This is a genomic window from Bacillus sp. N6 (genome assembly GCF_052805735.1).
The window spans coordinates 1,280,747-1,300,309 of record NZ_CM127843.1 but is presented as its reverse complement, the minus strand read 5'-3'; the positions used below and the strand labels follow the sequence as shown (position 1 = coordinate 1,300,309).

Genomic DNA, 19,563 nt, shown 5'->3' with positions numbered 1-19,563 from the left:
TCACTTACTTTTTCGGTTCTGCTTTTTGGCCAAACTCTTTTTCCCATTTTTCTAAAATTTTGTCACGATTTTCTGCTGCCCATTTAAAGTCATTCTTTTTATATAATTTTTCAGTAACATCTTTCGGGAATCCCTCTGGAAGTTTATAATCATTTTTAATTGTCGCAAATCCATTTTTCTCAAAGTATAACTTCATTACATCATCAGTAATTGCCCAATCTAAAAATGCTTGTGCTAATTTATCATTTTTCGCATTATCTTTCTTAATAAGTGCGTTCGCTTCTACTTCCCACCCTAATCCTTCTTTCGGCAGTACAACTTCAACTGGTGCACCTTTTTGTTTCTCTTTTAAAGCACTATAAACCATTGATACACCGACTGGATATTCACCTGCTCCTGCTAATTTCGCTGGTTTTGATCCTGAATGCGTATAACTTGCCATATTATCATGAAGTTTCTTCATGTAATCCCAGCCTTTATCTTCACCCATGATTTGTAGCCATGCAGAAACTGTTAAAAATCCTGTTCCAGATGATGCTGGATGTGGCATAACAAGTGTTCCTTTATACTCTGGTTTCGTTAAATCTTCATATGATTCTGGCATCGGTAAATTTTTCTTCTTTAACTCTTCTTTATTTACAGCAATCCCCGTCATAAATGCAGTATTTCCTACCCATTTTTCAGGTTGCTTGTCATCTTTAAATTGTGGAAGAACACGATCTGCTCCTTTTGGAGAGTATCCTTTTAACATATCTTTTTTATCTAAAGCTAATAGACTTGATGCCGCAGTTCCCCATACAACATCTGCTTGTGTATTTTTCCCTTCAGCTAGCAATTTCGCAGTAATAACTCCTGTTGAATCACGTACAATGTTCAATTTCACATCAGGATATTTCTTTTTAAAGGAATCAAGATAAATTGGTACAAGCTCTTCTTCAATTGCTGTGTAAACAGTTAATGATCCAGATAATTTGTCATCTTTCACTTTCGCTCCAGCACTTTCTTCCTTCTTTGCACCACACCCCATTAATAACGAAAATACCATTCCAGTCGCTACAGCTTTAAAGATTGTTTTTTTCACTGTTTCTCTCTCCTTTTACAAATCTTATGTACAACTCAAATATAAACAACTAGTGTAAAAGCAGTATTAAACCAACATTAATCTTTTGTTTGTTGTTTGTTTTTGTGTAATACGTTGCTACTTCTATGTTTTTTCGCATTTTTCTGCTAATAGAAAACACTAAATTTACAAATAATTAAAAAAACCTTTATAATCCCACAAAAAAATGAGGCGTTTGTAAAAAACGCCTCATTTTTGTTTCCCTTTTTTTGAATTACGATTAGCATACTTTGCGCTATTTTCTCCTTCATACTCTAATGCAAATTCTGCATCTGGTAAGCTTTCTTTCGGAGTTTTATTATTATTGATTGCCGCATTTTGTTTCACTTTTCTTTTTACCAATACATTCACCTGCTCTCAAGAAATCACTTTCTACTCTAGTTTGAAACAACTTAAAATAATTATTACTGGCAAGTGTTAACAAGTACATAAGGGGCGTTAGATGGAAATACTACATATGAAGAAATCATTATAAAAAGGAGCGATAATTTTGAAGAAAAAAGAAAAGATTCAATCACCAATTTTAGACGAAACGCTCCCGCATCAAATGAATTTTCCATCTTTTAAAGGAACAGGAAAAACGATGCAACAACCTTTTGTGAATCAATATAATGTTGTAATTGGAGACAGTAAATATAATTCCGAGAACAGTCCGCTTAACAATTGGAGTGATGAAGTAGATCCTGCCATTATGGCTGGCGATGAGTGGATCCATCCGACAAATGATATTGGGTGGATTTCAGAAGAAAATCAAGAGTTACTAAAAAACGAAGTGGATAATAAAAATGAAGCTTTTATGCATCCACAATTTGGCATTAACGACTAAAAAACCATTCTACCTAACGTAGGTAGAATGGTTTCATACTATCCAATAATAATCCGCTCTTTCGGGTATTTATAGCGAGGTGGTTGTTCCCTTCCACCACTAGCTAAAATAAATGTTAAAATACCAACGCGTCCGATAAACATAAGCACAATGAGTACAAGTTTCCCAACAGTTGTTAAATCAGGCGTAACACCTGTTGATAGTCCCGTCGTTCCGAAAGCAGAACAAACTTCAACAATTAAGCTCATAAGCGGTACATTTTCCGTAATAGATAAAATGAATAGCGCAGTAGCACATAACAAAATCCCCATCGTCATAACGACAGATGCTTTTAGTACATCCTCTTCATGTAGCTGACGTTTGAAGACTCTAACTGTTCTACCGCCCCTTGCAAAGGTGTATAGTGACAATATACTAACAGCAAATGTAGTTGTACGTATTCCGCCCCCAACCGAACTGGGAGATGCCCCTATAAACATTAATATACTCATAAATAAAAGCGTCGGTTGTGACAATTCACGTATATCCATCGTAGCAAGTCCACCACTTCGCGTCGTCACAGATTGGAATAATGTATAAAATACCGTTTCATGCCATGACTTTCCTACTAAAAAGTGATTTCTCTCCAGTAAAAAAATCATAATTGTACCAACAACAACGAGTGCAAAAAATGTTGTTGTCGTCAATTTTGTAAATAATGAAAAACGAAATAATTGTTGTCCTCTTTTACTAAGGAATTGTTTCACTTCCATTAGCACAGGGAAACCAATCGCTCCTAAAATAATTAGTAACATATGGATCATTTGAACAATATAATCTTTTTTATACGGAATTAACGATTGTCCTGTTAAATCAAATCCACCGTTCGTAGTCGCACTAACTGCTGCAAAGAAACCGTGAAAATAAGCTTCTTGCCAAGTCGGAAAGTAAAGTAAAAATCTTGTACCTAATAGGATTGCTCCAATAAGTTCTATCGAAATAATTACAATTAAAATAGAACGCATCAATTCTACAAGACCCGATAAATTTCCTTGATTATGGTCTGCCATAATTAATCTTCTTCTTTGCAAACCAATCTTTTTCCCCGTAATGATCCAAACAAATGTACCAAGCGCCATAATTCCTAAGCCGCCTAATTGTAAAATAAGGGCTAAAACAATAATTCCTGCTGTAGTAAACGTATCTGAAATCGTAATAACAGACAGCCCCGTAACACTTACCGCACTAACCGATGTAAAAAGGGCATCTATAAATGTCCATTTCACACCAGGTTTCGTAACAAACGGTAAACTAAGCAAGATTACCGATACAACTACTGCTAATAAATAAAATAAAACAATGAGTTGTACTGGACGTAATTTTTGTAAAAACTTTTTTATATCTCTCATTCCATCACTTCGCTACCTTTTTTCTATCGATTAAATAAAGAAAAATCTTCCCTTTCTTTATTTGTAAATAACTGTTCAAATAATTTGGCAAAGACCATTCCATATACAGTTCCATTACCTCCATACGGCAATGCGTAAAACAAATTATGTATCTTTTCGTCTTCTTTTAAAATGGGGAGACCATCATGAGTACCACCAAATGCTGCTGCCCAATAGTAGTCTGCCTGTATATTTTTATACTGCGGGAACATCTCTTTTACAATATTAATAAGGATATCACGCTTATGCAATAATTTCGTATCACCGATTGTTTGAATTTTCATCGCTTCATCTAATCCGCCTACAATAATGCGGTTTCGATACGTTCGAAAATATAAGTAAGGCCGTTCCGTTTCCCAAATTAACGATCGCTCATGCCAGCCTTCAAACTGATCTATTTCATTTGTTACAATTGCATAAGAAGTTTCTACTGTTGTATTTTTTTCTTTCTTTCCAAAAAGCGCTTCATAACCTGTCGCCATAATAATATTCTTTGCTACAATTTGATTTCCTGTTTTCGTGTAACAAATTAAATCATTTTGGCGTTTTTTTATATGTATTGCCTCTGTATGTTCATATATATTAGCTCCTATTTGGTTTGCTTTATGCAAAAAACTATGCGCTAATAAATACGGATTCACCTCAGCATCACCTTGCGTATATAACGCTGCTTGTTTTGCAAAAGAATAACGTTTCTTAATATCAGCTTCTGTAAAATATTCAACTGGAAATCCATAATTCTGTAACGTATTATATTCCTCTTGTAAAAATGAGACATCCTCACTTTTACTTGCATAATATAAACTATTTCGCGGAATAAAATGGGGATCAATATCAAGAGTCGGTATAACCTCTTCCATTGTTCTTAGCGCTTCATAACAAAGCTTATATGCTCGTACCCCTTTTTCTTTACCAAATGTATGGATAAGGGAGGTTAACGATTTATCATGAAGGAATTGTAGTAAACCTGTATTAGCAGCTGTGCTACCACACCCAATTGCTCTTTTTTCAATAAGCGTAACACTCATGCCAATTTTCGCTAACGAATGCGCTATATGAGCACCAGCTTCGCCGCTTCCGACTACGAGCACATCACATATCATATCATTTTCTAACAGCGGATAACAAGGTACAGAAACTCCTGTATTCCAAAACAACTTACCGTTCATAAGTTTCATAATTATACTCCTAAAATATAAGTTTCTCCTTTCTATGTTTTGTTATTTCCCATAAAAAAATCCAACTAACATAGGCTAGTTGGATTTTTTATTTTTAATTAGAACGCTCTTCAAGCCAATTTCCAATCGTCGGATATGTTTGTTTTACAGCTGTTCCACCGTAAACGATAGACATATGCCCTGTCGGTAAACATACATATTGTTTATCTGTACTAGAAATATGATCTAGTAATGCTTCTACTTGACATGGCAAAGCGATATGATCACGTTTCCCGGAAATATTTAAGACATTCGCCTTAATATTTGCAAGGTCTACCTTTTGTCCGCGAATAACGAGTTCACCCTTAACCAGTTTATTATTTTGATAAAAATCACGAATCCACTGTCTGTATGATTCACCTGGGAACGGAATACCATCACCAACCCACTTTTGAACCAATCTCCAGCTTTCGACGAAGCGCTCATTCTCTGAACGATCTACTAAAGCAACATATGGACCGACAAAGTTTGTAATTGGTTTTAACATTTTGTTTCCGAAATCAATCATTTCTGGCGGAATATTTCCAAATGTATCCACCGCTTTATCTAAATTGAAGTATTTCTCATCTAACAAAGGACCATACAATCCTGTTTCAGAGAAATCAAAAGGACTTGTCATGAAAATTAAATTACGAATTGGCATGTGCGGATGAAGTGCTGCATAAATAGAAGTTAGCGTTCCACCCATGCAATAACCAAGTAAAGAAATCTCGTCCGATTTTGCAGTTCGCATTACTTTTTTTACTGCTTTTGCAATATAATCAAACACGAAATCATCAAATTTCAAATGACTATCTTCTAAACCAAATGTGCCCCAATCAAGCATATACACATCAAAACCACGATCCACTAGATATTCCACTAAACTATTTCCAGGAGTTAAATCCATAATATATGGTTTATTAATAAGAGCATATATTAACAGAATTGGAACTCTTTGTGTTTTTTCTTGTTTTGGAATGTAGCGATAAAGCTTCGTCTTATTCTTCGTCCAAATAACCTCTTTCGGCGTTAATCCTACTTGTGGCTCTGGTTCACGTAATAAAATTTCACTCGCCCTTTTCACTCGGCGGTATGCTTTTCGGTACTCTTCTGGGTATAGCTCTAATTGCTTTTCCCATTCTGTTGCGAATGTAGTCATTTTTTTATCTCCTTTTTGGTCGATTTCCTTCTTAAAAAAAGAAGTGCATTCCTGCTATGGATATGCACTTTTTTCTTACTTCATTACATATATAATCCGCCGTTAATGTTTAATTGCTGACCTGTGATATACGCACCGTCACGGCATAGGTATACTACACCTTTTGCAATTTCATCAGCTTGACCAAAACGTTTTTTCGGGATTTTTGCAACGATTTTTTGACGTACTTCTTCTGGCACTTCTGCTACCATTTCAGTATCAATAAATCCTGGGCAAATTGCATTTACAGTGACATTTGTTTTTGCAAGTTCTAACGCTAATGATTTTGTAAATCCTAACATACCCGCTTTTGCTGCTGAGTAGTTTGTTTGGCCAAATCCACCTGCTTGACCAATAATAGAAGAAATGCTAATAATTCTTCCTTCTTCCGCTTCCGTTATGTATGGAAGAACCGCGCTTGTCGTATTAAATACGCTACTTAAATTCACGTCAATTACGCGCTCCCAATCTTCACGATTTAACTTTTTGAATGTACGATCTCTTGTAATACCAGCATTATTAACAAGAATATCAACTTTACCAAAATGATTCACAGCTTCTTCTACAAGTCGGTTTGCATCTTCTACTTTAGAAACATCCGCTTGCACTGCATAAACGTCATGTCCGTCTTTTCCTAGTTCATTTACTAAGTTTTCAGCTGCTTCTTTACTGCTATTATAGTTAATAACTACTTTCGCTCCCTCTTGTGCTAATGCTACTGTAATTGCTTTTCCAATTCCTTTTGCTCCACCTGTTACGATTGCTACTTTTCCATTTAATTGAACCATTTCTTTTCCCCCTTAAATGAATTTGTGAACGATTGTTATGAATCATTTTGGTACTCATACTGTAGAGTCCCTATATAATTATGTTTCGCTGTTTACACGTGAAAAGAGATTCTCCCTCTCTCTTTTACCTGTTATAAACAAGCGCTTTTATCATTTTTTATTTTCCGGCTTATTCGCAGGCTTTACCTCTTCTTTTACAGGTACTTGTAGTTTAGCTAGTACTGCATTTTGCTTTTCTAGCAATTCTAAAATTTGATCCACTTTTGTTTCAAGCGTACGAATATCTTGTTTCACTTTTGTCACATCACGCTTTAATGTAGGAGCTTGTCCTAAAGAATCTACTTTCTCCTCTAGAAACTCCTCAATGTTATCTACTTTATTTTCTAAGTTAATAACAAGCGTAGCTACTCTTGCGATATCCTCTTTCGTCGGCACATTTACTTGTTCTAAATAGTTTTTTGTCGTATCATTTAATGCTTTTTGATAAAACAAATTCAAATCTAGAACGCTGCCCATCCAAGCAGAATATTCTTCTGTTTTAATTGTTTCATTGAGCGCTTTTCCCCAAAATGTTTCGGTTTGTTCATAAGCATTTTTCCATGCTTGTAGTGGATCGAATTTTTGATCAATCACTTTACCTACACTCCCTTTTTCGTTTTTGAAACAATTCAACCTATTCACTATTTTCTAATATTCTGAATAAAACTTCAAGTCTATATTTTATTTTTTTCTATTTTCTAACAAATGTGTTGACTTTAAAAACAGATAGGTGTAAATTGCACTTATAAGCAAAAAATTCCATCTAACTGATTCATGAGGTGATGCACAATCATGCTACAAAATGAACCAGAACAACGCGAAAGTTTGGAGAACAACCAAGCGAAACAACCAAACTCCATGCCAAAAAACTTCTTAGTTCCCTTCTTACTTCTCTGTCTAAAAGACTGGAGTCTTCATGGTTACAAACTTATTCAAATGCTAATGGATATCGGCTTTTCTTCTGTTGACCAAGGTAATGTTTATAGAACACTACGCAAATTAGAAAAAGAAAACCTTATTTCTTCTACTTGGGATACAAGCGATGGAGGGCCGGCAAAAAGAATTTATTCTTTAACTGAATATGGAGAGCAATATTTAACAACATGTGCGACTTCTTTTGAACATTATCAAAATATGTTGCGGACGTTTTTCACGTTATACACCAATGCATTCTTTCCATTTTCTACTTCTCCAGAAAAGGATGAAAAGGATTCTTCATCTTCACCTGGTGGTACAGCAGAGTAATCTGCGTTCACAATATGCAAAAAAACATTTGGGGGTCAAACAATGGAAACTAAACCATACGAATTAGTCGATGCATTTTGGAAAAACTGGTCTCAATCACTTTCCCTTTTTTCTTCAGCTGGGAAACAATTAGAGCAACTTACTTTAGAAACATTAAAACAACAACAAGACGCTTTGCATAAATTAACATCAGGAGTAGATGAACTAGAAAAAGAACTACAACAATTCACTGCTCAGTTCAATAACCAATATACAGATTACGTGAAACAATTAACTGGTAACTCCTTAAATGATCAAATTAACGAGTGGCAAGACAAGTGGAAAGAACTTTCTGCTCATATGCAGCAACTTACTGTTTCTCCTACAAAAACATCTTTGTCAATTCTTACACAAACAAGCGGTCAATTTGAAGAAACAACAAAACAATTTATTGAGCAACAACAATTACAACGTGAAGAGGCTCAAAAACAGTTAGAGGGTTTTTTGGAAGAGTTCAAGTCAAAACAGTTGGAACTCGCAAAAAAGTTCGAGGAAAACTCAAAAAATCTATTTACTTCCATCAAATAAGAAAAATGTGGGAGCTAACTGCAGCACAAACAAAACTCTTTCTTCCTCCTACTACATCAAGATGGCTAACATTTTTCGATATGGAAAAGAAGGAGGACAAAATGAATCCATTTCAAGAAGCACAAACTGTTCCGGAGCTTCGTTATGATGAGATTCAAGTCGGTGATCAAGCATCCCTTACAAAAACAATTACAGATGAAGATGTTATCAATTTTGCAAAATTGACTGGAGATGTGAATCCTATTCACATTTTAGATTCTTTTGCAAAAACGACAATGTTTAAAGAACGTATTGCTCACGGTATGCTCGTTTCGAGTTTTATTTCTACCATCCTTGGAACGAAACTCCCAGGCAAAAATACGATTTATTTATCCCAAAATGTTTCATTCCGTGCCCCTGTCAAAATCGGTGATACACTTCGCGTTGTGGCAGAGGTTATTAAGAAGCGTGACGATAAAAAAATCATCACGTTGCAAACAAACATATATAATCAATCGGATGATATTGTCGTGGAAGGTACAGCGACAATACTGAAAAAAGAGTAGCAAATTTGCTACTCTTTTTTTCTATCCAAGAACTTCTAATCGCACCGATTACTTCCGCGTATGAGTATGTCATTTCCACATAAAATAACGTTACCAGTTTAGATAAGAACTTAGCTGAACTGGACTACTCATAAGGATGTGTATCAACATGGTAAAAACAAACAAATTATTAGTTCCAGGTGCAGAACAAGCGCTTGAACAATTTAAATATGAAATTGCACAAGAATTTGGTGTAAGCTTAGGTTCTAATACAGCATCTCGTTCTAACGGTTCAGTTGGCGGTGAAGTAACAAAACGTCTTGTTGCTTTAGCTCAACAACAATTACGTGGATAATAATATAACATATGGCTTAGAGGCAGATATTATCTGCCTCTTTCTATTTTCAACATACATAATAGTGCTTTTTCACATACTAATCAAAGCAAAACGAAAGGAGCAATATGTGACATGAAACGGATTAATATTAGCATGAGCCCTCCCCGCGTTCTTACTTTATCTTTTATTGTATTATCAGTTGTCGGCACATGCTTATTAAAACTGCCAATTGCTACGACAACGTCCATTTCATGGCTCGATGCCTTATTTACAACCGTTTCCGCTTGTACTGTTACTGGACTTGGTGTTGTGGATACTGGAAAAGTGTTTACTTTATTTGGACAATGTGTCATTTTAACGCTTATACAAGTTGGCGGGCTTGGCATTATGAGCTTTGCGGTCTTAATTGCTATTATGCTCGGAAGAAAAATCGGTCTTCAAAACCGTATTTTATTACAACAAGCATTAAATCAAACGAATATCGGCGGCGTTATCCGTCTTGCCAAAGCATTATTTTTATTCTCTTTTACAGTCGAATGTATCGCTACTTTAATTCTTTCTTTTGAATGGGTACCCAAATATGGGGTTGCCAAAGGGATCTATTATAGTTTTTTCCATTCAATCTCAGCCTTTAACAATGCTGGTTTTTCTGTGTGGAACGATAATTTAATGTCCCATTCTCATAGCATTCTTGTCAATTTCGTCATTTCCTCTCTCATCATTTTAGGTGGAATTGGTTTTACAGTAATTGTAGACATAAAAAGAAAGAAAAACTTTAAAAACCTTACACTACATTCAAAACTTATGCTCACTTCTACTCTAATCGTCAACATTATTTCTACCCTTTTTATTTTTATATTCGAGTTCCATAACTCCCTTTCTATGAGAGGTTTTACCCCATTTGAAGAAGGAATGGCCTCTTATTTTCAAGCAATTTCAACACGAACTGCCGGGTTTAATACTGTTGATATTTCTACATTGTCAAAACCTTCCCTCCTATTAATGATGCTCCTTATGTTTATTGGTGCTGGTAGTGCTTCAACGGGTGGTGGGATTAAGTTAACAACATTTTTAATCATATTTTTTGGCGTATTTAAATTTTTACAAGAACAAGAGGATATTGTCGTATTTAAAAAATCCATTAAAGATACTCTCATTGTCAAATCATTAACCATTACTATTATTTCCATTTCATTTATCTTTTTTGCTATTTTAATTTTGAGTATTACTGAGCGAGTTCCTCTATTGATGAGTGCTTTCGAAGTATTTTCAGCATTCGGCACTGTTGGCCTCAGTATGAACTTAACACCCCACTTAACTATAATCGGAAAAGCTATTATTATCTTTATGATGTTTTTTGGGAAAATGGGTCCTTTAACATTGGCTTTTTCATTTGCTCGTAAAAAGAACCGGAAAATAAAATATCCTAATGAAGATATTTTAACAGGTTGACAACCGTATCAATTATCCATATAATGAGAATACAATAACATATCTCCAAAGGGGAGTAGCGTCCAAGAATATTTCTTGGAAACAAAGTCGTCATTACGTAGAACTTAGTTCTTCCGGCTTTGTTGGCATTTTTATTACATATGTCTAGCAAGACCTTTGCCTATTAACGGCAGAGGTCTTTTTTGTATTCATTTCCAAATTCTTCCAAAGTTAATAGGCAGGAGTATGGGGAAACTAAATAGTGGGGAAATTCTTCACTTATTTAGAACTTATAGAGATGAGAGGAGAATGTACATGGATGTATCATTATTATTGGAGTATGGTTGGGTATTACTCATCCTAATTGCACTTGAAGGGATTTTAGCGGCTGATAACGCTCTTGTTCTTGCAATTATGGTAAAACATTTACCAGAAGAAAAACGAAAGAAAGCACTATTTTACGGATTAGCGGGGGCATTTGTTTTCCGATTTGGATCGTTATTTATGATTTCGTTCTTAGTCGATGTATGGCAAGTGCAAGCAATCGGTGCCATCTACCTTATGTTTATCGCTGGTAATCACTTATTTAAAACATATGTGAAAAAGAATACAGATGAAGAAACAGAAGAAAAAGAAGCAAAGAAAAAACAAGAGAACTTCTGGTGGACTGTATTTAAAGTTGAAATTGCTGATATCGCCTTCGCAGTTGATTCAATTTTAGCTGCGGTTGCACTAGCAATGACTTTACCAAAAACAGGATTAGGTACAATTGGTAGTCTAGATACTGGGCAATTCGTTGTTATCTTTGTAGGTGGACTTATCGGATTAATCATTATGCGATTTGCAGCAACTGCATTCGTACAAATCTTAAAACGTAAACCAGGACTTGAAACTGCAGCATTCTTAATTGTAGGTTGGGTTGGTGTGAAGCTAGCAGTTTATACATTAGCACACCCTGCATTAAATGTAATTCCACATTCATTCCCAGAATCCACTCCGTGGAAGCTTACATTCTGGATTGTATTAGTCGGAATCGCAGTTGGTGGTTGGTTCTTCTCAAAAGAAGTAGAAGTAAAAGTAGAAAAGAATTTAGACGAAAAAGCGCTGTAATTACAGCGCTTTTTCTTTTTCCTTTCTTCCTCTCAATGTCCAGAAAAAATTCCATTATACTACCTTTTGTAAACGTTTTCTTAACGTATGTATGTCCTTTTTGTGAAACATTGCACAAACTTATTGAAAGTGAGAACAATTCCATGTACTTTATTCATATAAGGAGTATTTATAGAAGATTTACTAAAGGAGCGTATTACTCATGCTAGAACAAGGACTAGATTATGTTGTCAAACTGGCTAAAAGCAAAAAGAAAATGCTAGATACAAACCCAATGCAATATTTCATTCGTGCTGCACTTGCGGGTATTTATATCGGTTTTATTATTGTACTATGTTTTAAATTAGGTAACTTTTTTCACATTGCAGATTCACCAGCAACTTATTTAGCTACTTCTATGTTTTTCGGGATTGCTCTCGTACTTATTATATATGGCGGTGCTGAATTGTTTACTGGAAACACAATGTACTTTACTGTAGCAACTTTAAGAAAAGAAACAACGATTTCTGATACACTTCGTAACTGGGTTGCTTGTTATGCAGGTAACTTAGCCGGCGCGTTATTCTTTGCCTTACTATTTTACGCAACTGGAATTTTTGAAGCAATTGATCACGGTCACTTAATGAATAAAGTCGTTGAAGGAAAGATGAACACACCTACAATGCAGTTATTCTTTAAAGCCATTTTATGTAACTGGCTCGTATGTCTTGCTTGCTTCTTACCATCTCAGGTTAAAGGCGACACGGCAAAAATAATGGTCATGATGCTACTTGTTTTCACATTCTTCTTATCTGGTTACGAACATAGTATTGCAAACTTGTCACTCTTTGCTTTATCTTTAGTTTCACCACATCCTGAGACAATTTCTTTTTCAGGTGCTATTCATAACTTAATTCCTGTTACAATCGGTAACATTATTGGCGGATCAGTATTTGTCGGTATGGTATACCACTACTTAACAAAAAAAACACCTGAAATTCAACAGGAAGAAACTGAAATCGCAGCAGCTCAACAAGAAGAGATTATTCCTTTACAAGCACATATGAAACATTAAAAACTCCAAAGTTTTACTTTGGAGTTTTTAGCTTCCCACGTATTTAACAACAAGGTGAGGATTAATTTCTCCTTCTTCCTTTCCCTTATCCATTCTCTGTTTCATCTTGTGCATACCGATGACATCATTCGTATGAAGGTGAATTTCATTTACATATAACCCCTCTGTACAAAAAGCTTCTACAAAATCCAGTCCATTTTTTGCTCCCCACCCCATATTAAAATCAAGGGAAAGAATATTCACATCATAATCCCGAACCATTTGCAAAGCACATTCTACTGTAGTTGCGGGCACATACCCGAACGGGCAACTTCTTTGATCATCCATATATACGTTCATTTTCTATTCCCTCTCTAATTTGAATATGCGGCCAATACATAACATATTGCCCCAAGACTAATAAAAGGACCAAATGGAATTGGTTTTCGTACTTCTATACGTTTTAATACGATACCCACCCCAAAGAAACAAAGACTGAAACAAGATGCTAAAAATAAAATGATAAAAACGCCTTTCACTCCTACTATAAACCCAAGTAACGAAAGTAGTTTTATATCACCTCCGCCAAGCCCTTCTGGATATATCTTTTGCATGCAATATAACAAAATGAATATAACACCACTACCAACTATACTATCTGTCCAAGTAACTAATTGTACAAAAACACTTTCAAGAATGAGTAACACGGCAAACGAAATTAAAATACAATCAGGAATTAACATATATAAGTAATCTGTAACTGAAATAATAAGAAGTAGCGAAAAAAGGGATAAAATGATAATAAGCTCTCGTTCTATTCCAATCATATACACGGTAAGAAGAAATATACTTCCTGTTATACATTCAAATGCTACATACATAATTGGAATTTTCCTCTTACAATTCGTACAACAGCCTCTTTGTATATAAAATGAAATGATGGGGATTAGTTCTTTTGGCCTTAGCACATATTTGCAATAATAACAATGTGAACGCGGGGTAATAATAGACGCACCTAATGGAACCCTCATCGCAACTAGCATAAAAAAAGAACCAAACACCATCCCTGCTAACAGTGCATATAAATAAGTGAACATCCCTTCCTCTCCTTTCCCAAAAAACATAGCAAAAAAAGGAGAGAACTTCTACTTCATATTATCCTTTATTCTACTAAAAAGCAGGCCATTTTCTGGCCTGCTTTCCCCTCTTTTATACGATGAAATATACTGCTTTTAATGGTCCATGTACTCCGACAACAAGATTCATCTCAATGTCAGCCGAGTTACTTGGCCCTGTAATAAAGTTAATACAAGATGCCGCTGTCTCCCCATTTTCTACGCGTAAGTTCATATCCTGAACTGCTTGTGTAATACGAGGCACAAGTGTTTCACGTGGAATAATAGCAAAATATACAGTCGGTAAAAAGTGTAAAGAACGTCCTTGCCCTTTATGACTTTGTACAACAATTGTACCAGATTCAGCTAATGTATAATCACTAAATGCAATACCAATATTCGCTTTTTCAGCTAAACGCATATTTTCGTCTTTTCTCTCTGGATCCCATACGTTTACTTCAACGTCTCGCTTTGGAAGTTCTTCTTTAAATAAAGATGTTAAACCATATGCATCAAAACGCTCATCTGCTGATAATAAAATAGGTCCACCGCCGTTTTCCATGATTACTTTTTGAAGGTCTTCACCTAATCGGTCATTTGTCGTTTCTACTACAGTTGTATGAATGTTTGTACATTGCTTTTTAAACACTTCTAGTAATTCTTCTTGTGAACAATCTTTTAACGTTTCTATATTCACATTACTTTTCCATACTGGTCGCTCTACACCTTCTGTTTTACGCGCGCGCCCAAGTTCTTTTGCAATGTTATCTAGAAAGGCATCACGGTTTTGAATTAATCCTGTCATTATTTATCCCCGCCTTTCTTATGATCTTTATACCAATCACGGAATCGCTCTTTACTTGGAGCTGGGAATTCCCGAATATCCGTCCAGTTTTTAAGTGGTCCAACACCTTTTGATACACGATTACCAGATGTAAATGGACTCATTGCCGCTGGTGCCATTTTTGATCCCATTTTATATAAAGCAGCTGAAGAAGCACCCATACTAAACATTTTCATCGCTAGTTTTTCTGCAAGTGGTGCACGACCTTCTTGCTCAACAATAACTTGACGATGTTTTAATAATAAATCATGCAATGGAATTTTTACTGGACAAGCTTCTGTACATGCTCCGCATAAACTAGATGCATAAGGAAGCTCTTTGTAATCATCATATCCACCTAGAAGCGGTGTTAATACCGCGCCGATTGGTCCTGAGTAAATCGATCCATATGAATGTCCACCAACGTGACGATATACAGGACATACATTAACACAAGCAGCGCAACGAATACATTGTAATACTGAACGGAATTCAGATCCCAGAATTTGAGAGCGACCATTATCAACAACAACTAAATGGAATTCTTCAGGTCCATCAACTTCCTCTTCTTGAATTGGTCCTGCTACTGTTACATAACTTGTTAATTTTTGACCTACTGCACTACGACATAGTAAACCAACTAAAACATCTAATTCTTCCATTGTCGGAACCATACGTTCCATACCCATTACCGCAATTTGTGTTTTCGGAATTGACATAACAAGATCTGCATTACCTTCATTCGTTACTAAACAAAGAGAGCCAGTATTTGCAACAGCAAAATTACAACCAGTTACACCAATTTCTGCATCCATAAATTTCTCACGAAGTTGTTTACGAACAAACTTTGTCATTTCATACGGGTCATCAGAATTTTCATAGCCTAGCTTTTCTTTAAATACATCGCGAATTTGCGTTCTATTTTTATGAAGTGCAGGTGCAATAATATGTGAAGGTGGATCGTTATCTACTTGCAAGATATACTCTCCTAAGTCACTCTCTAACACTTCACAGCCAATCTCTTCAAGCGCATGATTCATACTGATTTCTTCTGTTACCATCGACTTTGATTTTACTACTTTTTTCGCTTGTTTCTTTTTGGCAACGTCTTGAATATACTTTGCTGCTTCCTCTTTCGTCTTCGCAAAGTACACGTGTCCGCCTCTTTTTGATACATTTTCACTTAACTGCATTAAATAATAATCAAGATTTTCTAACGTATGTTGACGAATTTGTTCACCTAGTTCTCGCCACTCTTCCCAGTTTCCTAATTCATCTGCGGCTTTTAAGCGATTCGTATATAAACGCGTTTGTGCAGAAGAAACTGCTCCGCGCATAAACGAATCTTGAATTCCATCACCAACGCGATCATTAAATTTTTTCTCACTGATTTTCATAGACATAGCTTATGTTCCCCCTTCATGAGCGACTATTCAGTACCTCAGCAATATGCATTACTTTTACTTCTTTTCCTAAACGCTCAATACGTCCGCCAATGTTTAACAAACACCCACAATCTGCACCGATTAAATAATCTGCACCTGTTTCCATTACACTATCTACTTTTTCGTCTACCATTTGCTCAGAAATTGGAGTCATCTTAACTGAAAACGTTCCCCCAAACCCGCAACAATTTTGCACGTTTGGTAAATCTCTCACAGTTAATCCTTTTACATTTGATAATAAAATTCCTGGTGCTTCTTTTATTCCGAGCATACGTGTCATATGACATGATTTATGAATAGTAGCTATCCCTGGTAAACTTGCACCAACATCTGTAACTTTTAAAACATCTACAATAAACTGTGTAAATTCATAGGTTTTATCAGCAACTTTTTGTGCACGTTTAGCCCACTTTGGATCATCTTTGAAAACATGCGGATACTCATGAAACATTGTCGCACACGAACCAGATGGCGTAACGATATATTCTGCATCTTCGAAAGTTTCAATCATATGTTTCATCGCCTCTTTTGCTGCTTCTACATGGCCACTATTATAAGCAGGCTGGCCACAACAAACTTGTGCTTCTGGAAATTCAATTTCACAACCTAAACGCTCCAACACTTCAACTGTTGCTTTGCCGACATTTGTTTCGAACATATCGACTAAACAAGTAACAAATAAAGTAACTTTCATAACTATTACTCCCCCTTTTTACAACTTCGCCAACAAACATATGGTCATCAGATGACTGAGTAGAGAAGAAATAGGCTCAACCATGGCCTATCCTCTCCCTCTTCTAAAGAAAACGCTTACTTAATCTTTCTCTATTTTATCAGAAAATTAAATTTTTAAAAGATTAAATTACGAATTTATATCGTTTTTACCTGTGACAATATGTTCTACATTTGTTAAATGATCTAGCATTGCTTGCTGCGCTAATTCTACATCTTGTTTTAACACCGCATCATATATAACTTGATGCTCTTCTATAAGTCGTTCTGATGTCGTTTGTTCACCATATAAAATAATGCGTCTTGATTCACCAATCGTTTCAGCAATCATCTCTGAAACATGATTCATGAGTTCAAGCAAAATGTTATTATGCGAAGACTCTGCAATTCCCATATGGAATTGAAAATCGGCTTTTTCGCCAGCCTTTTCATCTCCAATGCTCTTTGCCATTTCATCTAACCAATGTTTCATATTTTGTAAATTATCTTCCGTACGTTTTGCCGCCGCTACTCGAACTGCCCCCACTTCAAGCACCTTTCGTACTTCTAATAAATTCAAAATATCTTCTTTCTTCATTAATAATCTATTGTTTAATGATTTCGTTAATGAAGAAGAATCGAAGTTCTTCACATATGTACCTTCTCCTTGTTTCATCTCAATTAAGCCCATCGCTCTTAGCGCACTTAGCGCTTCACGAACAGCAGATCTACCAACTTGAAACTGCTCAGCTAATTGATGCACAGGGAGTAGTTTGTCACCAGGTTTTAACGTACCATTTTTAATCATTGTTAAAATAGCTTCAGATACTTCTTCGTAAATTTTTTTCGGTTTAATAGATTTGTACTCCAGTTAAATCACCTCAGTATCTTCCAAACAACAATTGAAACGATTTATAAGAACTTTGCATCATAACTATTTTAGACCGAATTGATAAGAAGTACAAATGTTTTGTTCATAAAATAGTCAAATTTTCGATATTTATTACATATTAATTTATATTTTTACGTATAAAGTGAAACTTTAATCAGTAGGGGTTTTGTTCATCCCCCACTGATTATTAGCCCTCACCAATCGGGCTTTTACGGACAGCAGGGCCTCCACCTAACTTCTTTGCTTCCGTTGAATTTTGAGGTGAGGGTCTTACTGTCCGGCAAATAGCGGGATAAATATTTTCTTCAATATAAAGAACATGTCCTAAAAATTAGAACATGCCCCCCTCATCCTGTACATTCAGTTTAATAATAACCGTTGTTCCCTTATCTTTTTCACTTTCAATTTTCCACTGTCCACCATGTATATGAACAATTTGTTTCACAATAGCAAGGCCTAAACCTGTTCCACCGTGTTGACGACTTCTCGCTTTATCAACTCGGTAAAAGCGTTCCCCAAGATTCTCCAAATGCTCTATATCAATGCCAATTCCTGTATCTTTTATTTTCAATTCACAGTAATCATCGATTTGCTCTAAAGTTATAACGATATTTCCGTTTTGATTTGTATACCGTATCGCATTATCTAACACATTATGAAGCACTTGTTGCATACGATCCTCATCAATCATGACAATGATCTCTGGATTTAAATTGGTTGAAATATGAAGTTCCTTTTCTATAAACTTAATCTCATACGTATCTAATACGTCTTCAATCAGCTGTGAAAAAACGATAGGTTGCTTCTTTAACGGAAAGTGCTCACCTTCTAATTGTGCTAAGTCTAACAAGTCATGAACGAGACGCTGCATACGACCTGCTTCTTTATGAATTAGCTGCGTTACTTTTTCCTGCTGCGGTCCCTTAGCAACGCCATCTAAAATAGCCTCGCTATACCCTTTTATATAACTAAGTGGTGTTCTAAGTTCATGCGAAACATTTGCTAAAAATTCCTTACGCTTTACATCTTCTGTTTCTAATGAATTGGCCATTTTATTAAATGCTTTTCCTAGTCGTCCAATCTCATCCTCTGAAGAAACTGTAATCCGCTCCGAGAAATCTCCCGTAGCCAAATGATTTGCAACCCGTTCCATTTGCGAAAGTGGCTTCGTAATTGCAATTATAATTTTTCTTCCAACCCATATAGTAATTAAAATCATAGCAATTGCTAACGGTGCTAAAATAAGACCCATATCATAGATTAAATCTTTTATACTTTTTAAAGGAATATACGAATAGACAATTCCGACTAATTTTTTATTTTCCAATACAGGGATGACAACCCCCATAATATTACGGTCAAAATGTTCTTCATATCCTATTTTTGTCACAGTTTTCCCATCTAATAGCGTTTGCCTATCTCCTTCACTTATAAGGGAATGATGATGCACATCAAAAGGCAAACATGCACTTAAATCACGCGGATTAGACACGAAAATAACGTCTGAACTAGATATTTGATCAAACGATCTTACTTTCTCTTCAAAAGTTGATATTCCTTCGTGCTTATCATATTGGGCAGCAAGATTTTTTCCTTCCATTACTAATGAACCTTTTAAATTATCAACGTATAATTTTTCATACGAGTATAAAGATACGAAATAAAGAAAGGACACTGTTACACATACTGCACATACTACTGTAAGCCAAAGTTTTTGTACCATTGTAAACATA

Annotated in this window: 22 protein-coding genes and 1 riboswitch; of the genes, 8 read left to right on the top strand and 14 right to left on the bottom strand. The window is 35.5% G+C overall.

Annotated elements, in window-relative coordinates; translation table 11 throughout:
- Window positions 1-4 precede the first annotated feature (4 nt).
- Together ACUXVC_RS06735 and ACUXVC_RS06730 are read right to left on the bottom strand one after the other, a co-directional pair.
- Window positions 5-1,081, bottom strand: a complete 1,077-nt coding sequence (locus tag ACUXVC_RS06735) for a putative 2-aminoethylphosphonate ABC transporter substrate-binding protein (RefSeq protein WP_000750893.1) — start codon at window positions 1,079-1,081, stop codon at window positions 5-7.
- A 228-nt stretch (window positions 1,082-1,309) separates the two neighbouring features.
- Window positions 1,310-1,447, bottom strand: coding sequence for a hypothetical protein (locus ACUXVC_RS06730; protein ID WP_162200384.1), 138 nt, complete (start codon window positions 1,445-1,447; stop codon window positions 1,310-1,312).
- A 163-nt stretch (window positions 1,448-1,610) separates the two neighbouring features.
- Between ACUXVC_RS06730 and ACUXVC_RS06725 the strand changes: the two genes are divergently transcribed.
- Complete coding sequence (locus tag ACUXVC_RS06725; RefSeq protein ID WP_000726028.1) at window positions 1,611-1,946, top strand: DUF3905 domain-containing protein; 336 nt, start codon at window positions 1,611-1,613, stop codon at window positions 1,944-1,946.
- 38 nt (window positions 1,947-1,984) lie between these two features.
- Here ACUXVC_RS06725 and ACUXVC_RS06720 read toward each other — a convergent pair whose 3' ends face one another.
- The 5 genes from ACUXVC_RS06720 to phaR form a co-directional block, all read right to left on the bottom strand.
- A complete protein-coding gene (locus tag ACUXVC_RS06720) occupies window positions 1,985-3,334 on the bottom strand; it encodes a TrkH family potassium uptake protein (protein WP_001204706.1) in 1,350 nt (449 codons plus the stop codon).
- 23 nt (window positions 3,335-3,357) lie between these two features.
- On the bottom strand, window positions 3,358-4,551 hold the full coding sequence (locus tag ACUXVC_RS06715; RefSeq protein ID WP_098126041.1) for an NAD(P)/FAD-dependent oxidoreductase: 1,194 nt from the start codon (window positions 4,549-4,551) through the stop codon (window positions 3,358-3,360).
- Window positions 4,552-4,645: 94 nt separating this feature from the next.
- A complete protein-coding gene (gene phaC / locus ACUXVC_RS06710) occupies window positions 4,646-5,731 on the bottom strand; it encodes a class III poly(R)-hydroxyalkanoic acid synthase subunit PhaC (RefSeq protein ID WP_000206336.1) in 1,086 nt (361 codons plus the stop codon).
- Between the two features lie 83 nt (window positions 5,732-5,814).
- The gene (locus ACUXVC_RS06705) at window positions 5,815-6,558 is read right to left on the bottom strand and encodes an acetoacetyl-CoA reductase (RefSeq protein WP_000250407.1); all 744 of its coding nucleotides are present in this window, start codon (window positions 6,556-6,558) and stop codon (window positions 5,815-5,817) included.
- A 150-nt stretch (window positions 6,559-6,708) separates the two neighbouring features.
- Window positions 6,709-7,191 carry a polyhydroxyalkanoic acid synthase subunit PhaR gene (gene phaR, locus ACUXVC_RS06700; protein ID WP_000566942.1) on the bottom strand — a complete coding sequence of 161 codons (483 nt, stop codon included), beginning with the start codon at window positions 7,189-7,191 and terminating at the stop codon, window positions 6,709-6,711.
- Between the two features lie 198 nt (window positions 7,192-7,389).
- Here phaR and phaQ point away from each other — a divergent pair, with 198 nt between their 5' ends.
- The 7 genes from phaQ (at window position 7,390) to ACUXVC_RS06665 (ending at window position 12,865) form a co-directional block, all read left to right on the top strand.
- On the top strand, window positions 7,390-7,842 hold the full coding sequence (gene phaQ / locus ACUXVC_RS06695) for a poly-beta-hydroxybutyrate-responsive repressor (RefSeq protein WP_000939954.1): 453 nt from the start codon (window positions 7,390-7,392) through the stop codon (window positions 7,840-7,842).
- A 42-nt stretch (window positions 7,843-7,884) separates the two neighbouring features.
- Window positions 7,885-8,409, top strand: a complete 525-nt coding sequence (gene phaP / locus ACUXVC_RS06690) for a polyhydroxyalkanoic acid inclusion protein PhaP (protein ID WP_087965320.1) — start codon at window positions 7,885-7,887, stop codon at window positions 8,407-8,409.
- A gap of 101 nt (window positions 8,410-8,510) precedes the next feature.
- Window positions 8,511-8,954: a MaoC family dehydratase gene (locus ACUXVC_RS06685; protein WP_001067916.1), complete on the top strand. Its 444-nt coding sequence runs from the start codon at window positions 8,511-8,513 to the stop codon at window positions 8,952-8,954.
- Between the two features lie 148 nt (window positions 8,955-9,102).
- Entirely contained in the window at window positions 9,103-9,288 is a 186-nt protein-coding gene (locus ACUXVC_RS06680) for an alpha/beta-type small acid-soluble spore protein (RefSeq protein WP_000241212.1), read from the top strand.
- Window positions 9,289-9,402: 114 nt separating this feature from the next.
- Window positions 9,403-10,722 carry a TrkH family potassium uptake protein gene (locus ACUXVC_RS06675; protein ID WP_098126043.1) on the top strand — a complete coding sequence of 440 codons (1,320 nt, stop codon included), beginning with the start codon at window positions 9,403-9,405 and terminating at the stop codon, window positions 10,720-10,722.
- 38 nt (window positions 10,723-10,760) lie between these two features.
- Window positions 10,761-10,926: riboswitch (yybP-ykoY riboswitch) on the top strand.
- A gap of 90 nt (window positions 10,927-11,016) precedes the next feature.
- Complete coding sequence (locus ACUXVC_RS06670) at window positions 11,017-11,811, top strand: TerC family protein (RefSeq protein ID WP_116366117.1); 795 nt, start codon at window positions 11,017-11,019, stop codon at window positions 11,809-11,811.
- 202 nt (window positions 11,812-12,013) lie between these two features.
- A complete protein-coding gene (locus tag ACUXVC_RS06665; RefSeq protein ID WP_075718809.1) occupies window positions 12,014-12,865 on the top strand; it encodes a formate/nitrite transporter family protein in 852 nt (283 codons plus the stop codon).
- A 27-nt stretch (window positions 12,866-12,892) separates the two neighbouring features.
- Here ACUXVC_RS06665 and ACUXVC_RS06660 read toward each other — a convergent pair whose 3' ends face one another.
- The 7 genes from ACUXVC_RS06660 to ACUXVC_RS06630 form a co-directional block, all read right to left on the bottom strand.
- Window positions 12,893-13,204 carry a cyclic-phosphate processing receiver domain-containing protein gene (locus ACUXVC_RS06660; protein ID WP_001103762.1) on the bottom strand — a complete coding sequence of 104 codons (312 nt, stop codon included), beginning with the start codon at window positions 13,202-13,204 and terminating at the stop codon, window positions 12,893-12,895.
- Between the two features lie 14 nt (window positions 13,205-13,218).
- Window positions 13,219-13,941, bottom strand: coding sequence for a prepilin peptidase (locus ACUXVC_RS06655; RefSeq protein ID WP_000495719.1), 723 nt, complete (start codon window positions 13,939-13,941; stop codon window positions 13,219-13,221).
- Window positions 13,942-14,053: 112 nt separating this feature from the next.
- Complete coding sequence (locus ACUXVC_RS06650; RefSeq protein WP_000147182.1) at window positions 14,054-14,764, bottom strand: LutC/YkgG family protein; 711 nt, start codon at window positions 14,762-14,764, stop codon at window positions 14,054-14,056.
- Window positions 14,764-16,185 (bottom strand): LutB/LldF family L-lactate oxidation iron-sulfur protein, encoded by a 1,422-nt coding sequence (locus ACUXVC_RS06645; protein WP_000061930.1) that lies wholly within the window; start codon window positions 16,183-16,185, stop codon window positions 14,764-14,766. The genes ACUXVC_RS06650 and ACUXVC_RS06645 overlap by 1 nt, the downstream gene beginning before the upstream one ends.
- 16 nt (window positions 16,186-16,201) lie before the next feature.
- Window positions 16,202-16,921, bottom strand: a complete 720-nt coding sequence (locus ACUXVC_RS06640) for a (Fe-S)-binding protein (RefSeq protein WP_000869147.1) — start codon at window positions 16,919-16,921, stop codon at window positions 16,202-16,204.
- Between the two features lie 168 nt (window positions 16,922-17,089).
- Window positions 17,090-17,779, bottom strand: coding sequence for a FadR/GntR family transcriptional regulator (locus tag ACUXVC_RS06635; protein WP_254904515.1), 690 nt, complete (start codon window positions 17,777-17,779; stop codon window positions 17,090-17,092).
- A gap of 382 nt (window positions 17,780-18,161) precedes the next feature.
- Window positions 18,162-19,562 carry a sensor histidine kinase gene (locus tag ACUXVC_RS06630; protein WP_053564942.1) on the bottom strand — a complete coding sequence of 467 codons (1,401 nt, stop codon included), beginning with the start codon at window positions 19,560-19,562 and terminating at the stop codon, window positions 18,162-18,164.
- Window position 19,563: the final 1 nt, after the last annotated feature.

Bases quoted from the DNA above. Each gene is read 5' to 3' on its own strand.
- phaC (WP_000206336.1), bottom strand. From the start codon at position 5,731: ATGACTACATTCGCAACAGAATGGGAAAAGCAATTAGAGCTATACCCA.
- ACUXVC_RS06720 (WP_001204706.1), bottom strand. From the start codon at position 3,334: ATGAGAGATATAAAAAAGTTTTTACAAAAATTACGTCCAGTACAACTC.
- ACUXVC_RS06705 (WP_000250407.1), bottom strand. From the start codon at position 6,558: ATGGTTCAATTAAATGGAAAAGTAGCAATCGTAACAGGTGGAGCAAAA.
- phaQ (WP_000939954.1), top strand. From the start codon at position 7,390: ATGCTACAAAATGAACCAGAACAACGCGAAAGTTTGGAGAACAACCAA.
- ACUXVC_RS06640 (WP_000869147.1), bottom strand. From the start codon at position 16,921: ATGAAAGTTACTTTATTTGTTACTTGTTTAGTCGATATGTTCGAAACA.
- ACUXVC_RS06680 (WP_000241212.1), top strand. From the start codon at position 9,103: ATGGTAAAAACAAACAAATTATTAGTTCCAGGTGCAGAACAAGCGCTT.
- ACUXVC_RS06660 (WP_001103762.1), bottom strand. From the start codon at position 13,204: ATGAACGTATATATGGATGATCAAAGAAGTTGCCCGTTCGGGTATGTG.
- ACUXVC_RS06670 (WP_116366117.1), top strand. From the start codon at position 11,017: ATGGATGTATCATTATTATTGGAGTATGGTTGGGTATTACTCATCCTA.
- ACUXVC_RS06715 (WP_098126041.1), bottom strand. From the start codon at position 4,551: ATGAAACTTATGAACGGTAAGTTGTTTTGGAATACAGGAGTTTCTGTA.
- ACUXVC_RS06630 (WP_053564942.1), bottom strand. From the start codon at position 19,562: ATGTTTACAATGGTACAAAAACTTTGGCTTACAGTAGTATGTGCAGTA.
- ACUXVC_RS06650 (WP_000147182.1), bottom strand. From the start codon at position 14,764: ATGACAGGATTAATTCAAAACCGTGATGCCTTTCTAGATAACATTGCA.
- phaP (WP_087965320.1), top strand. From the start codon at position 7,885: ATGGAAACTAAACCATACGAATTAGTCGATGCATTTTGGAAAAACTGG.
- ACUXVC_RS06665 (WP_075718809.1), top strand. From the start codon at position 12,014: ATGCTAGAACAAGGACTAGATTATGTTGTCAAACTGGCTAAAAGCAAA.
- ACUXVC_RS06645 (WP_000061930.1), bottom strand. From the start codon at position 16,185: ATGTCTATGAAAATCAGTGAGAAAAAATTTAATGATCGCGTTGGTGAT.
- ACUXVC_RS06675 (WP_098126043.1), top strand. From the start codon at position 9,403: ATGAAACGGATTAATATTAGCATGAGCCCTCCCCGCGTTCTTACTTTA.
- ACUXVC_RS06685 (WP_001067916.1), top strand. From the start codon at position 8,511: ATGAATCCATTTCAAGAAGCACAAACTGTTCCGGAGCTTCGTTATGAT.
- ACUXVC_RS06655 (WP_000495719.1), bottom strand. From the start codon at position 13,941: ATGTTCACTTATTTATATGCACTGTTAGCAGGGATGGTGTTTGGTTCT.